Below are 12,909 nucleotides of genomic sequence, written 5' to 3'. Positions count from 1 at the left end.
TGGCGTTCATCCGCCGATGTAGCTCATCTCGACGCGGCGAGGGGCCGGACCCCCGTCCACCTCGTCGGCAGGCCGGCGGGCCCGCAACTCGGAATAGCGGTCGCCCCGCTGCGTCCAGATGCTGCGCACGGTGCGCGCCAGCGCCTCGTCGTCTGCGCCACCGCGCAGCAGTTGCCGCAGGTCATGGCCCTGGGAGGCGAAGAGGCAAAGGTAGACGCGGCCTTCGGTGGAAAGGCGAAGCCGGCTGCAATCGCGGCAGAAGGCCTGCGTGACGCTGCTGATGACGCCGATCTCGCCACGGCCATCGGCGTAGGCCCAGCGCTGCGCGGTCTCGCCCGGGGCGTTGGCCTCCAGGGGCAGCAGCGGCAACTCGGCGGCGATGTGCGCCACCACGTCGGCGGAAGGCATCACCTCGTCCATGCGCCAGCCGTTGGTGGCGCCCACATCCATGTATTCGATGAAGCGCAGCACCACGTCGCCGCCATGCCGCTCACGGAAGTGCCGCGCCATCGGCAGGATCTCCTGCTCGTTGGTGCCGCGCTTGACGACCATGTTGACCTTGATCGGCCCCAGCCCCGCCTCGCGCGCGGCATCGATGCCGGCCAGCACGTCCGCGACCGGGAAGTCCATGTCGTTCATGCGGCGGAAGACGGCGTCATCGAGCGCATCGAGGCTGACCGTCACGCGCTGCAGGCCGGCGGCCCTGAGCGCATGCGCCTTGCGTGCAAGGAGCGAGCCGTTGGTGGTGAGCGTCAGATCCAGTGGCGACCCGTCGGGCGTGCGCAGCGCGGCGAGTTGCTCGATCAGGTGCTCGATGTTCTTGCGCAGCAGCGGTTCGCCCCCCGTGAGGCGGATCTTGCGCACGCCCTGGTCGACGAATACGCGCGCCAGACGCGTGATCTCCTCGAAGCTGAGCAGCGCGGAATGCGGGAGGTAGACATGGTTCTTGTCGAACACCTCCTTGGGCATGCAGTAGCTGCAGCGGAAGTTGCAGCGGTCGGTCACGCTGATGCGCAGGTCGGTGAGGGGACGCCCGAGCCTGTCCTGCAGCAGGCCTGCGCGCACCCCCTCTTCGTCGCGCGGCGCGGGCAGGGGCGCATCGCGGCGCTGGTCGACGAGGGGAATCACGCGAAAGGCCATGGGATCTGTGTGGAGCGGCGCCTCGCAAGGGCGACGTCGGTGGGCGTTGCAGTTTATCGACGGGGTGCATTCCGGCGCAGCGTGGGGTCTGCCCTTGCGGGAGAACCCGGGGGGCGGACGCACGCTGCCCGCGGGCAGGCGATGCCCAGCCGTCGGCACCCCCTGCGTCCGCTGGTAGCCGGACCGGCGCCCGGACTACATCGACGGGGCTGGCCCGGTGGTTCACTGCCAGCGCTCCAGTGTTGGAGGGCGGGCGCCCTCCCGGTGCCGGAGCGACGCCATCACCGCAAGGACCGACCATGAACGACTCTGAAACCGCTGCCTGGCCTGCCACGCGCCGGCATCCGCGCACCGCGCGCCGCTGGCTCGGGCTGGCGATCATGGCACTGGGCGTGTCGGTCCTGGCAGGGCAGTTCTGGTCGCTGGTTGCCAGCAGCGAGGTGGTGGGACAGGCCCTGGTGGGTGGCTCGGTCGCGGCCCTGGCCACGGCACTGGGCACGCTGCCGGTGCTGTTCTCCCAACGGCTTTCGGAGCGTGTGCAGGACACGCTCTTCGGCTTCGGCGCGGGCGTCATGCTGGCGGCCTGCGCTTTTTCGCTGATCCTGCCCGGGCTGGAGGTGGCGAAGGAGCAGGCGCTGTTCGGCGGCGGCCGCTGGTCCGCGGGCGGCGTGATCGGCGCCGCGATCCTGCTGGGCGCAGCGGCCTTGATGGCCATGGAAAAGCTGCTGCCTCACGAGCATTTCATCAAGGGCCGCGAAGGACGCGACACCGATGCCGTGCGCACGTTGCGGCGCACCTGGCTGTTCGTGATCGCCATCGCCTTGCACAACCTGCCCGAAGGGCTGGCCATCGGCGTCGGCTACGCGGGCAATGATGGGCTGCGTGCCAACGCGCTGGCGACGGGCATCGCGATCCAGGACGTGCCCGAGGGGCTGGTGGTCGCGGTGGCGCTGCTGGCTGCGGGTTATGGGCGCGGTCTCGCGGTTGCGCTGGGCATGGCGTCCGGCCTGATCGAGCCGCTGGGCGCTGTGCTCGGCGCGGCAGTCGTTGAGCATTCGGCCCTGCTCCTGCCCTGGGGACTGGGCTTTGCGGCCGGCGCGATGCTCTTCGTCATCAGCCACGAAATCATCCCTGAGTCCCATCGGAAGGGCCATGAGGCCTTCGCGACGGGTGGGCTGATGGTCGGCTTCGTCCTGATGATGTTGCTGGACACGGCGCTCGGTTGAGCCCCGTGCACGGCCGGCATCAGCCGTGGCGAATGGCGATCGTCTTCATCGTGGTGAAGCCGTACAGCGCCTCGAAGCCTTTCTCGCGGCCGTAGCCGGAAGACTTCACGCCGCCGAAGGGCAGTTCGACCCCGCCGCCCGCGCCGTAGTTGTTGATGAACACCTGGCCGCTGCGCAGCCGCTTGGCCATTCGGAACTGCCGCGAGCCATCGCGCGTCCACACGCCGGCCACGAGGCCGAACTGCGTGGCATTGGCCAGGCGCACCGCGTCGTCCTCGCCATCGAAACGCATGGCCGCCAGCACGGGGCCGAAGACTTCCTCCTGGGCGATGCGGTGGTCCACCGGCACGTCGCGCAGCAGCGTGGGCGCCTGGTAGAAGCCGGAGTCGGGCGCCTCCTCTACGACCTGGCCCTGGGCCACCATGGGGATGCCGGCGGTCTGGGCATCCGAGAGGAAGTCCCACACGCGCTGCTGCTGGGTCTGACGGATCAGCGGGCCGAGGTCCAGGTCCATGGCGGCGGGGCCGACGCGCAGCTTCTCGAACGCCGCGCCGAGGCGGTCGAGCAGCGGTTCGTAGATGCTGCCTTCGATGAGCACGCGCGAACCGGCCGAGCAGGTCTGGCCCGAGTTCTGCACGATGGCATTGATGAGCACCGGAATGGCAGCGTCCAGGTCGGCATCGGCAAACACGATCTGCGGGCTCTTGCCGCCAAGTTCGAGCGTGACGGGGCAGTGGCGCTCGGCGGCCACCTGCTGGATCAGCGTGCCCACGCGGGGGCTTCCGGTGAAGCTGATGTGGTCGATGCCGGGGTGGCGTGCCAGCGCGTCGCCGACTTCATGGCCGTAGCCGGTGACGATGTTGATGGCGCCTGCGGGAAAGCCCACTTCGGCCGCCAGTTGCGCCACGCGGATGAGCGACAGGCAGGCGTCTTCGGCAGGCTTGACCACGCAGCAGTTGCCCGCGGCCAGCGCACCACCGACGCTGCGCCCGAAGATCTGCATGGGGTAATTCCAGGGGATCACATGGCCCGTCACCCCATGCGGCTCGCGCCAGGTCATCACGCTGTAGCCGTCGAGGTACGGAATGGTCTCGCCGTGGAACTTGTCGCACGCGCCCGCGTAGAACTCGAAGTAGCGCGCGAGGGCCAGCGCATCGGCACGCGCCTGCTTGGTCGGCTTGCCACAATCGCGTTGCTCCAGCGCCGTGAGTTCGTCGGCATGTTCCGCCACCTTCAGGGACAGGCGGTACAGCAGGCGGCCGCGGTCGGCGGCCGAAAGGCGCGCCCACGCGCCCTCGTAGCAGGCGCGCGCAGCCTGCACGGCGGCGTCGATGTCGCGCGCATCGCTGCGCTGCAACTCGTCGAAGGCCTGACCGTCGGAGGGGTCGAGGACCGGAATCACGCGGCCGCTGGCGGAGGCGGCATGCTCGTTGGCGATGAAATTCAGTTGCATGCCCCCAATTGTGGAGGAGCCGTCGCCATTGCGTCGGCGGGGATAATGTCCCCCGTCAAAACAGGTATCCGGAAATCGCCGAAAATAACGACATGCCGTGCATGTACTCCCCACTTCTCTCTGCCGTCCGCGGCGTGTTCGTTCAACAGGGAGGCGCCCATGGCCAGCTCTGATGTCAAGACGACCATGGACGAGGCTGGGCTGCGCTACAAGTCCAAGACCCCAGGTTCTCCCTTCAAGGCCTCGTCCTCCTTCAGCGGCGCCACGATGTCGTGCTTCCTGTGCGGCAAGCACCGCCCCCGCTCCCTGATGCAGACCAAGCGCGTCCTGGGCAAGGCCCAGCCGGTGTGCGCGCCGTCCTGCAAGGAACTGGAAGCGACGCTCAAGGGCGGAGGCTGAACCCACGGGGCGCCCCGCATGGGGCGCTTTGAAGCCTGGACCGTTGCTCCAGGAGGCTGAAGGCGGGGCACCCCGCCTTCGTCGTTTGCCGATGTTCAGTTTGCGCCGACAGGGGCGTAGCTGTCACGGTGGTCGGCCAGCCACTGCTGCGCAAGCGTGCCGTCCTGTTCGGAGGGATGGAACGTCGGGCGGAAGTAGGCGCGCCACGCGCGCACATTGCTGGTCAGCAGGCCTTTGCGACCGAACAGGGTGTGCCAGGCCTGCCGCCAGGTTGATCGCTTCCACAGCTGTTTTTCATGGCGCAGATTGGCCACGGTCTGTCGGAGCAGGTCGGTCAGGAAGAGCAGGGTGACGCGCCGCATCCAGCGCCGCCGCCATGATTCGGCGCCTCCGACGGCGCGATAGAGGTCGAAGGCGGTGCATTTGTGCTCCGACTCCTCGGCCGCATGCCACATCCACATCGTCCGTAGACGAGGCTCGACGCCCTCCAGGGTTTGGGGATGGCGCAGCAGCCAGTCCGCGAAGATGGCGGTGAAATGCTCGGTCGCGGCAGTGATCGCCAGGGCGTGTCGCGGATCCTGGCCGTCGAGCAGCGCCATCCGTTGCTTCATGCGTGGCGTCCAGGAATCCTTGAGGCCCTGCCGTTCGAGTTGGCCGTTGAACAGGGCGTGGATGCGCCGGTGCGTGGCTTCCTGGCCGATGAAGCCGCGCACCTCGGACTGCCAGCCCTGTTGGGCGTCGGGCGTCAGCATCGGCAGCGCGCCCCGCACGGCATCGATGAAGAACTGCTCCCCGAACGGAAAGCTCATGGAGAGCGCATTGAAGAAAGCCGTCTGGAAGGCATTGCCCGCGCACCACTGGCGCTCGAACGGCGCGTCGAGGTCGATCAGCAGTCTTCGAATCACGAGCTGGCTCATCAGGGGTCACTTTCGGAGAATTGGTACGGAAGCGTACCGCGATCATCCTCCCAGGAGCCGGTACGCTCAAGTGCCGACCGGGCCCCGATGAGGGGCTTTGTACGATCTACTGCCGGCCGCGTTCCGCGGCCTTCGCACCGCATGAACAGCTCCACCGCACCCGAAGAGAAGCTCACAGAGGCCGGCCATCGCGAGCGCCTGCTGCAAGGCATGGCCCGCGCCCTGGCGGCGCGCGGGTATGCCCAGACCTCCATCGCCGACATCGTGCGGGAGGCCGCGGTGTCGCGCCGGACCTTCTACGAGCACTTCGCGGGCAAGACCGAGTGCCTGCTTGCGCTATATGAAGCGGCAAGCGGTGTGGCGTTGAAGGTGCTGGTCGAGTCGGTCGACCGGTCGAGGCCCTGGCAGGTCCAGGTGGACGGCGCGGTGCGGGCCTATCTGGAGTGCCTGGCCTCCGATCCGGTTCTTCTGCGCACGCTGTTCGTCGAGATCCTCGGCCTGGGCCTGGAAGGCCTCGCGGTCCGGCGCCGGGTACATCTGGCCATCGCCGATTTCATCGGCGCGGCCGTTCCCGATGCGCAGGGCCAGCCGCTTGACCGGCAGATGGCCATGACGGTCGTGGGCGGCATCCACGAACTCGTGCTCCTCGCGGTGGAGGAGGGGCGGGAGGCCGACCTCACCGCGCTGGTGGAGCCGGCCACGCGCCTGGTGCGTGCCGTGGCGCAGCGCTGACGGTCAGCGTTGCGTCGGCGTCGGCATTGGGTTCGAGGTGGTCGGCTGTGCCTGGGCCACTTGCCCGAAGACGGGCGCGCCGAGGCTCGCCGCGCGCGGGGGCTGAGGCGCGTGGAACTGCACCACCAGCGGCACGATGAGCAGCGCCACGATGTTGATGATCTTGATCAGCGGATTGACGGCCGGCCCGGCCGTGTCCTTGTAGGGGTCGCCCACCGTATCGCCTGTGACGGCCGCCTTGTGGGTCTCGCTGCCCTTGCCGCCGAAATGGCCGTCCTCGATGTACTTCTTGGCGTTGTCCCAGGCGCCGCCGCCAGTGCACATCGAGATCGCGACGAACAGGCCGGTGACGATGGTGCCCATCAGGAGGCCGCCCAGGGCCTTCGGCCCCAGCACCAGGCCCACCACGATGGGCACGAGTACCGGCAGCAGCGACGGGATCATCATCTCCTTGATGGCCGCGCCGGTGAGCATGCTGACCGCCTTGCCGTACTCGGGCTTGCCGGTGCCGTCCATGATGCCGGGGATGGTGCGGAACTGACGTCGCACTTCCTCGACCACCGCGCCGGCCGCGCGGCCCACGGCTTCCATGGCCATGGCGCCGAAGAGGTAGGGAATCAGCCCCCCGATGAACAGCCCCACGATGACCAGCGGATCGGACAGGTTGAAGTCGATGGCCTGGCCATAGCTTTCGAGCTTGTGCGTGTAGTCGGCGAACAGCACCAGCGCAGCCAGACCCGCCGAACCGATGGCATAGCCCTTGGTCACCGCCTTGGTCGTGTTGCCGACGGCATCCAGCGGGTCCGTCACGTCGCGGACGGACGACGGCAGTTCGGCCATCTCCGCGATGCCGCCCGCGTTGTCGGTGATGGGGCCGTAGGCGTCCAGCGCGACCACGATGCCGGCCATCGAGAGCATCGAGGTTGCCGCCACGGCCACGCCATACAGGCCGGCCAGCGTGTAGGCCGCCAGGATTGCGGCGCAGACGAAGATCACCGGCCATGCCGTGGACCGCATGGACACCCCCAGGCCGGCAATGATGTTGGTGCCATGGCCGGTGGTGGAGGCCTGGGCCACATGCTGTACCGGCTTGTACTGCGTTCCCGTGTAGTACTCGGTGATCCACACCAGCGCGGCCGTCAGGGCCAGGCCCACGAAGCAGGCGCCGAACAGGCGCAGCTGGCTGCCGGCGGCGACCACTGCGTTGTCGGGCATCAGCCAGGACGTGACGAACCAGAACGCGATGAGCGACAGCACGCCGGCGACTGCCAGGCCGCGGTAGAGCGCCGGCATCACGTTGGTCATGCCCGGTGACGCCTTGACGAAGAAGCAGCCGACGATGGACGCGATGATCGAGACGCCGCCCAGCGCCAGCGGATAGATAACCGCATTCGCCGGCGCTGCCGTGACCATCAGCGCACCCAGCACCATGGTGGCGATCAGCGTGACGGCGTAGGTCTCGAACAGGTCGGCCGCCATCCCGGCGCAGTCGCCGACGTTGTCGCCCACGTTGTCGGCGATCACGGCGGGGTTGCGCGGATCGTCCTCGGGAATGCCGGCTTCGACCTTGCCGACGAGATCGGCGCCGACGTCCGCTCCCTTGGTGAAGATGCCGCCGCCGAGCCGGGCGAAGATGGAGATCAGCGAGGAGCCGAAGGCAAAGCCGATCAGCGGATTCAGTGCCTGCGGCGTGGCCGTGCCCGCGCCCAGGAAGGCATAGAAGCCGGCGACCCCCAGCAGCCCCAGCCCGACCACCAGCATGCCGGTGATGGCGCCACCCCGGAATGCCACCTGCAACGCCGGTCCGATGCCCTGCGCTGCGGCCTGCGCTGTGCGCACATTGGCACGCACCGAGACGTTCATGCCGATGAAGCCGCAGGCGCCCGACAGCACGGCGCCGACCACGAAGCCGGCCGCCGTGAGACTGTCGAGGAAGAGCGCGATCAGCACCGCGAGCACCAGGCCTACGATGCCGATGGCCGTGTATTGCTTGGCCAGGTAGGCCGAGGCACCGGCCTGGATCGCCGCGGCGATCTCCTGCATGCGGGCGTTGCCCGGGTCGCGGGAAAGAATCCAGCTTCGCGCCCAGATGCCGTAGATGACAGCGATCAGCCCACAGGCGATCACCGCATACAAAGGGAAGTTGCCAGTCATTGCCGTCTCCATATGGTTGTGAAGACGCCAGCCGGGACCCTGCCACAACGCGCCGGGCCCAACTGCCGCCGCGTTGCTTCCTCAATGCTGGGGGTAGAACCCGCTTTGCACTGATTGGCCAACGCAACGAATTTACAGGCAAACCGCGTCGGTGTCAGGCTGGCGTCGGCCCGCTGGCTAAACTCGGGGTTTGTCCCGAGCCGCGGGGCGAACGCCATTCCAACCATAGACAAGCCATGTCCTTCGACAAAATCCCCCCGGGCCCCAAGGCCCCTGAAGAGTTCCACGTCGTCATCGAAATCCCGATGAACGCCGATCCGATCAAGTATGAGGTGGACAAGGAAACCGGTGCGATCTTTGTCGACCGCTTCATGACCACGGCGATGTACTACCCGACCAACTACGGCTACGTGCCGCAGACGCTGTCGGGCGATGGCGACCCGGTGGACGTGCTGGTGGTCACGCCCTATCCGCTGCTGCCGGGCGTGGTGGTCAAGTGCCGCGCGCTGGGCATCCTGAAGATGGAAGACGAGGCCGGCGTGGATGGCAAGGTGCTGGCCGTGCCCACCGACAAGATCCTGCCGATCTACAGCCACTGGAAGACGGTGCAGGACGTGAACCCGATGCGCCTGAAGGCCATCAGCCACTTCTTCGAGCACTACAAGGACCTCGAAGCCGGCAAGTGGGTCAAGGTGCTGGGCTGGGACGGCATCGAAGCCGCCCACAAGGAAATCACCGACGGCATCGCCGCGTACAAGAAGTAATCCGCCGCCGCGGATCGCGATCATGAGCCCGCTTCGGCGGGCTTTTTCTTGGGCACTCGGCGCACTGGTCGCCGTGCGAGTCAGAAGCCCAGGTAGCGGCCCGGCTTGTGGTTGATGGCCAGCACCGCATTGAGTGCGACGGCGCCGGCAATGGACAGCATCACCCGCTGCGGCTCCACCAGCGCGAAGGCGGTCGCGACGATGAGGCAGTCGAAGCCCATCTGCACCTGCCCGGCGCGCCACCCGTTCTTCTCCTGTAGCCAGACCGCGAGGATACCGATGCCTCCCAGGCTGCAGCGGTGGCGGAACAGGATCAGGAAGCCGGTGCCCGTCACCAGCCCGCCGGCCAGGGCGGCATAGAGTGGGTGCAGTCGGTCGAAGTGCAGCAATGCCGGCTGCCAAAGGGTCAGCAAGGACAGCGAGGCAACGGCCAGGAAGGTCTTGATGGTGAAGGCCGGGCCCAGCTTGCGCCAGGCCAGCCAGTAGAAGGGCAGGTTGAGCAGGAAGAAGAGGGTGCCGAAGCTGGCGCCGGTGCCGTAGTGCAACAGGAACGCGATGCCAGCCGTGCCGCCGGTCAGCAGTCCGGCCGTGGTGAACAGCGCCACGCCCACGGAAATGAGCAGCGTGCCGCTGGCGATGGCCAGTGCGTCCTCCCACAAGGCATGGCGGGTCCGCGGGGCTGCTGGGGAGACGGGAGCGGCGGCGTCGGTCATCGACCGAGCTTAGCGGGTGCCAGGGCTGGCCCGCATGATCTGGCGCAGGGGTGCGTCCTGCGGCCTCACGGCGCGAGAGGTGCTAGGCGCGGAACGGGCTTCGCTCGCCGAGTTCCGACAGGTAGGCCGACACGCCTTCGTCTTCGCGCGCCAGGAAGCGCTCCACCGCATCCGCGAAGGCCGGGTGGGCGAGCCAGTGGGCGCTGGTGGTCCTGACCGGCATGAGTGCGCGCGCCATCTTGTGCTCGCCCTGTGCGCCGCCTTCGAAGCGATGCACCTGATGGGCGATGCACCATTCGATGGGCTGGTAGTAGCAGGCTTCGAAGTGCAGGCAGTCGACGCGTTCCAGCGCGCCCCAGTAGCGTCCGTAGGCGATGCCACGGCCATCGGCGTCGGCGCCAAGGCCGATCAGGCTGCAGGCTGTGGGACGGCCCTCGCGTTCGGCCACGAACAGGAGCCAGGCGTCGGGCAGGCTGGTCGCCATCCGGTGAAAGAAGTCCCGGGTCAGGTAGGGTGGGTTGCCATGCTCGCGGTAGGTGCGCGCATAGCAGCGATAGAAGAAATCCCAGTCCGCGTCACGGATGTCCGTGCCGCGCGCCCAGCGGAAGCGCACGCCGTTCTCGGCGACCTTGCGGCGCTCCTGGCGGATCTTCTTGCGCTTCTCCTGGTTGAGGGCCGCGAGGAAGTCGTCGAAATCCCGATAGCGGCGCGCCTGCTCGTCCTGCGCAGGGTGCGCGTTCTCCCAGTGGAACTGCACCGTGTGCCGCAGCATGAGACCAGCGGCTTCGCAGGCGGCAATGTCTTCGTCTACGCCGAACAGCAGGTGCAGGGAAGACAGTTCGTTGTCCGCCGCCCAGGCCACCAGCGATCGGAGGAGCGCCAGGCGCGTGGGTGGGTCGAGCGCCAGCAGCCGGGTGCCGGGCACCGGCGTGAACGGCACCGCCACCAGGGCTTTGGGGTAGTAGCGCAGGCCGTGCTGTTCATACGCATTCGCCCAGGCCCAGTCGAACACGTATTCGCCGTAGGAGTGGGACTTCAGGTAGAGCGCGCAGGCCGCCGCCAACTCGTTGCCCCGCCACAGCGTGGCAAAGGCGGGAGCCCAGCCCGTTTGCGGCGTTGCGCTTCCGCTCGCATGCATCGCCGCAAGGTACTCGTGCCGCATGAAGGGGCTGGGCGCGGCCTGCCGGGCGAGCAGGGCGTTCCAGGCCGAGGCATCGATCTGCAATGGATCGTGGACGATCCTGAATTCGAGGGACGCTCCAGGCATGACCGCTTCACTCCGTGTCGACAGCGCGCCGGCGGCGCTCCGCGATCCAGATGCCGCCCAGCACGAGCGCCAGTGCGGCGAGGTGGAAGGGGCGCAGCGGCTCGTCCAGCACCAGCACTGCCAGCAGCGGGCCGAAGATCGGCGTCAGGTTGACGAAGACCCCGGCGCGCTCCGGCCCGATCAGTGAGACGGCCTGGATGAAGGTGATCTGCGACACGAAGGAGGGCAGCAGGCCCACGAACAGCATCAACGCCCAGCCGGTCGCCGTGGGCATGAAGAAGCGGTCCGTGACCACCTCGAAGGCCAGCAGCGGCAGGGAGGTCAACGCCGCGACGCCGGCGGCGGCGGCAAAGAAGACGATCGGCGGCACGGGTGGCCGGCGGGTCAGCCCGAGCATGTACCCCGCGTAGAAGAGGCTGGCCAGCAGCATCCAGAGGTCGCCGACGTTGAAGTCGAGCGTGGCGAGCACGTGAAGCTGGCCGCGCGAAGCCACGACGACGCAGCCCGCCAGGGTCACGGCCACCCCCAGCGCCTGCGTGGGTCGGAAGCGTCGGCCTGCGAACACGAAGCTTCCCAGAAGCACCAGCACCGGGATCGTCCCCTGGATGATGGCGATGTTGATGGCCGAGGTGTGGTGGGCCGCCGCGTAGAAGAGGGCATTGAAGGCGGTGAAGCCCGCCGTCCCCATGATGGCGATCAGACGCCAGGATCGCGCCACGGTGCGCCAATGCCGGGCGATCTCGTGCCGGGCGGTGAACCACAGCGCCACACAGCAGATCGTCCACCGCGCCGTGGTCAGCATCATGGGCGAGATGTTTCCGACGGCGAGCCGCGCGGCGACGGCATTGCATCCCCACATCAGGGTGGTGAACACGAGCAGCAGCGTGGCGTTGTGGCTGGCGCGCCGGTATGCGGCGGCGATCCCGTGAAGCGCAGGCGGGGAAGTCGAAGGCATGGATCGGCGAGCGTAGCAGCCGACCGCCCGGTGCGCTGGGCGATGGTGCGAATGACATAATTTCCGAGCGTGGGTGCAACTTCGCGCCGCATCAGCGGCTTGCGACACCTCGTGCCCCAGGGGTCTGCGTGCGCGCGGCCTGTCACCCAGTCTCTTGCATCACTCTCATTACAGGAACACCGCCATGAAGCAGATCACTGCCATCGTCAAACCTTTCAAGCTCGACGACGTGCGCGAGGCGCTGGGTCAAGTCGGCGTCTCCGGCCTGACGGTGACCGAGGTGAAGGGGTTCGGCCGCCAGAAGGGTCACACGGAGCTCTATCGCGGCGCCGAGTATGTGGTCGACTTCCTACCCAAGATGAAGATCGAGGTGGTGGTCGCCGACGCCGACGTGGAGAACTGCGTCGACGCCATCGTCACGGCGGCCCGCACCGGCAAGATCGGCGACGGCAAGATCTTCGTGACCGAAGTGCAGCGCATCGTTCGTATCCGGACCGGCGAGGAGAACGAGAGCGCGGTCTGAGGGCGCGCGGCTCCAGCGCGGGGCCGTCCGCCATAGGCCTGCGCGAAGGCCCAGCCGCGCCCCTCAGATGTTCTGGGTGAGGAGCGGCGCGCTGCGATCTCGAGGAGCTTGCTGCCGCAGCTTCTCCAGAAGGACATCCAGTACGCTGCCAGATTCGATCAAGCCCATCTGCCAGTCGTTCATCAGCCCTGCACGGATGCTCTGGTCCACGAAAGCGAGCAGTCCGTCGTAGTAGCCTGCGACGTTGAGCAGGCCGATGGGCTTGTCGTGGTAGCCCAATTGGCGCCACGTCCACATCTCGAAGAGTTCCTCGAAGGTGCCGATGCCGCCCGGCAGCGCAAGGAAGGCGTGCGCCCGCGCGGCCATCATGGCCTTGCGCTCGTGCATGGTGTCGACCACGTGCAGTTCGTCGCACAAGGTGTTGGCCAGTTCCTTGTCGACAAGCGCCTTGGGAATGATGCCGACCACACGGCCGCCCGCAAGTCGCGTGGCTTCGGCGACGGCGCCCATCAGGCCGGTGCGGCCGCCGCCGTAGACCAGTTGGCCACCGTTTGTGCCGATCCAGCGGCCCGTGGCCTCGGCCGATTCCATGTACTCGGGTCGCGTGCCAGGCCGGGAGCCGCAGTACACGCAGACGGAAAAGGAGGAAGGGTGATTCATGCGCGC

At 67.7% G+C, this 12,909-nt stretch carries 13 protein-coding genes; 5 read left to right on the top strand and 8 right to left on the bottom strand.

The genetic code is table 11. From position 1 onward, the window contains the following. Positions 1-6: 6 nt before the first annotated feature. Complete coding sequence (gene moaA / locus ACT54X_RS02880) at positions 7-1,140, bottom strand: GTP 3',8-cyclase MoaA (protein ID WP_354318672.1); 1,134 nt, start codon at positions 1,138-1,140, stop codon at positions 7-9. Between the two features lie 299 nt (positions 1,141-1,439). Between moaA and ACT54X_RS02875 the strand changes: the two genes are divergently transcribed. After that, entirely contained in the window at positions 1,440-2,366 is a 927-nt protein-coding gene (locus tag ACT54X_RS02875) for a ZIP family metal transporter (RefSeq protein WP_476344923.1), read from the top strand. A gap of 19 nt (positions 2,367-2,385) precedes the next feature. On the opposite strand, the gene ACT54X_RS02870 is transcribed toward ACT54X_RS02875, so the two are convergent. Next, complete coding sequence (locus ACT54X_RS02870; protein WP_476344921.1) at positions 2,386-3,819, bottom strand: aldehyde dehydrogenase family protein; 1,434 nt, start codon at positions 3,817-3,819, stop codon at positions 2,386-2,388. Positions 3,820-3,978: 159 nt separating this feature from the next. Between ACT54X_RS02870 and ACT54X_RS02865 the strand changes: the two genes are divergently transcribed. Continuing rightward, positions 3,979-4,218, top strand: a complete 240-nt coding sequence (locus ACT54X_RS02865) for a hypothetical protein (protein ID WP_017757288.1) — start codon at positions 3,979-3,981, stop codon at positions 4,216-4,218. 95 nt (positions 4,219-4,313) lie between these two features. Here the strand turns inward: ACT54X_RS02865 and ACT54X_RS02860 are convergent, their stop codons facing one another. Next, on the bottom strand, positions 4,314-5,135 hold the full coding sequence (locus tag ACT54X_RS02860; protein ID WP_476344919.1) for a metal-dependent hydrolase: 822 nt from the start codon (positions 5,133-5,135) through the stop codon (positions 4,314-4,316). 141 nt (positions 5,136-5,276) lie between these two features. Here ACT54X_RS02860 and ACT54X_RS02855 point away from each other — a divergent pair, with 141 nt between their 5' ends. Continuing rightward, a complete protein-coding gene (locus ACT54X_RS02855) occupies positions 5,277-5,867 on the top strand; it encodes a TetR/AcrR family transcriptional regulator (protein WP_354318668.1) in 591 nt (196 codons plus the stop codon). Between the two features lie 3 nt (positions 5,868-5,870). On the opposite strand, the gene ACT54X_RS02850 is transcribed toward ACT54X_RS02855, so the two are convergent. Beyond that, the gene (locus ACT54X_RS02850; protein ID WP_354318667.1) at positions 5,871-8,021 is read right to left on the bottom strand and encodes a sodium-translocating pyrophosphatase; all 2,151 of its coding nucleotides are present in this window, start codon (positions 8,019-8,021) and stop codon (positions 5,871-5,873) included. 236 nt (positions 8,022-8,257) lie between these two features. Between ACT54X_RS02850 and ppa the strand changes: the two genes are divergently transcribed. Further along, positions 8,258-8,785, top strand: a complete 528-nt coding sequence (ppa, locus tag ACT54X_RS02845; protein WP_234192296.1) for an inorganic diphosphatase — start codon at positions 8,258-8,260, stop codon at positions 8,783-8,785. 80 nt (positions 8,786-8,865) lie between these two features. On the opposite strand, the gene ACT54X_RS02840 is transcribed toward ppa, so the two are convergent. The 3 genes from ACT54X_RS02840 to ACT54X_RS02830 form a co-directional block, all read right to left on the bottom strand. After that, on the bottom strand, positions 8,866-9,498 hold the full coding sequence (locus tag ACT54X_RS02840) for a YitT family protein (protein WP_354318666.1): 633 nt from the start codon (positions 9,496-9,498) through the stop codon (positions 8,866-8,868). A gap of 82 nt (positions 9,499-9,580) precedes the next feature. After that, positions 9,581-10,765 (bottom strand): GNAT family N-acetyltransferase, encoded by a 1,185-nt coding sequence (locus ACT54X_RS02835; RefSeq protein WP_354318665.1) that lies wholly within the window; start codon positions 10,763-10,765, stop codon positions 9,581-9,583. A gap of 7 nt (positions 10,766-10,772) precedes the next feature. Then, positions 10,773-11,720, bottom strand: coding sequence for a DMT family transporter (locus ACT54X_RS02830; protein WP_476344915.1), 948 nt, complete (start codon positions 11,718-11,720; stop codon positions 10,773-10,775). A gap of 184 nt (positions 11,721-11,904) precedes the next feature. On the opposite strand from ACT54X_RS02830, the gene ACT54X_RS02825 reads away from it, so the two are divergent. Next, the gene (locus tag ACT54X_RS02825) at positions 11,905-12,243 is read left to right on the top strand and encodes a P-II family nitrogen regulator (protein ID WP_017757297.1); all 339 of its coding nucleotides are present in this window, start codon (positions 11,905-11,907) and stop codon (positions 12,241-12,243) included. A gap of 63 nt (positions 12,244-12,306) precedes the next feature. Here the strand turns inward: ACT54X_RS02825 and ACT54X_RS02820 are convergent, their stop codons facing one another. Continuing rightward, positions 12,307-12,903, bottom strand: a complete 597-nt coding sequence (locus ACT54X_RS02820; protein ID WP_294369527.1) for an LOG family protein — start codon at positions 12,901-12,903, stop codon at positions 12,307-12,309. Positions 12,904-12,909: the final 6 nt, after the last annotated feature.

The organism is Pseudacidovorax sp. DMC4, from assembly GCF_056314265.1.
The sequence above is the reverse complement of the archived record's forward strand: the minus strand, read 5'-3'. Positions and strand labels throughout refer to the sequence as shown.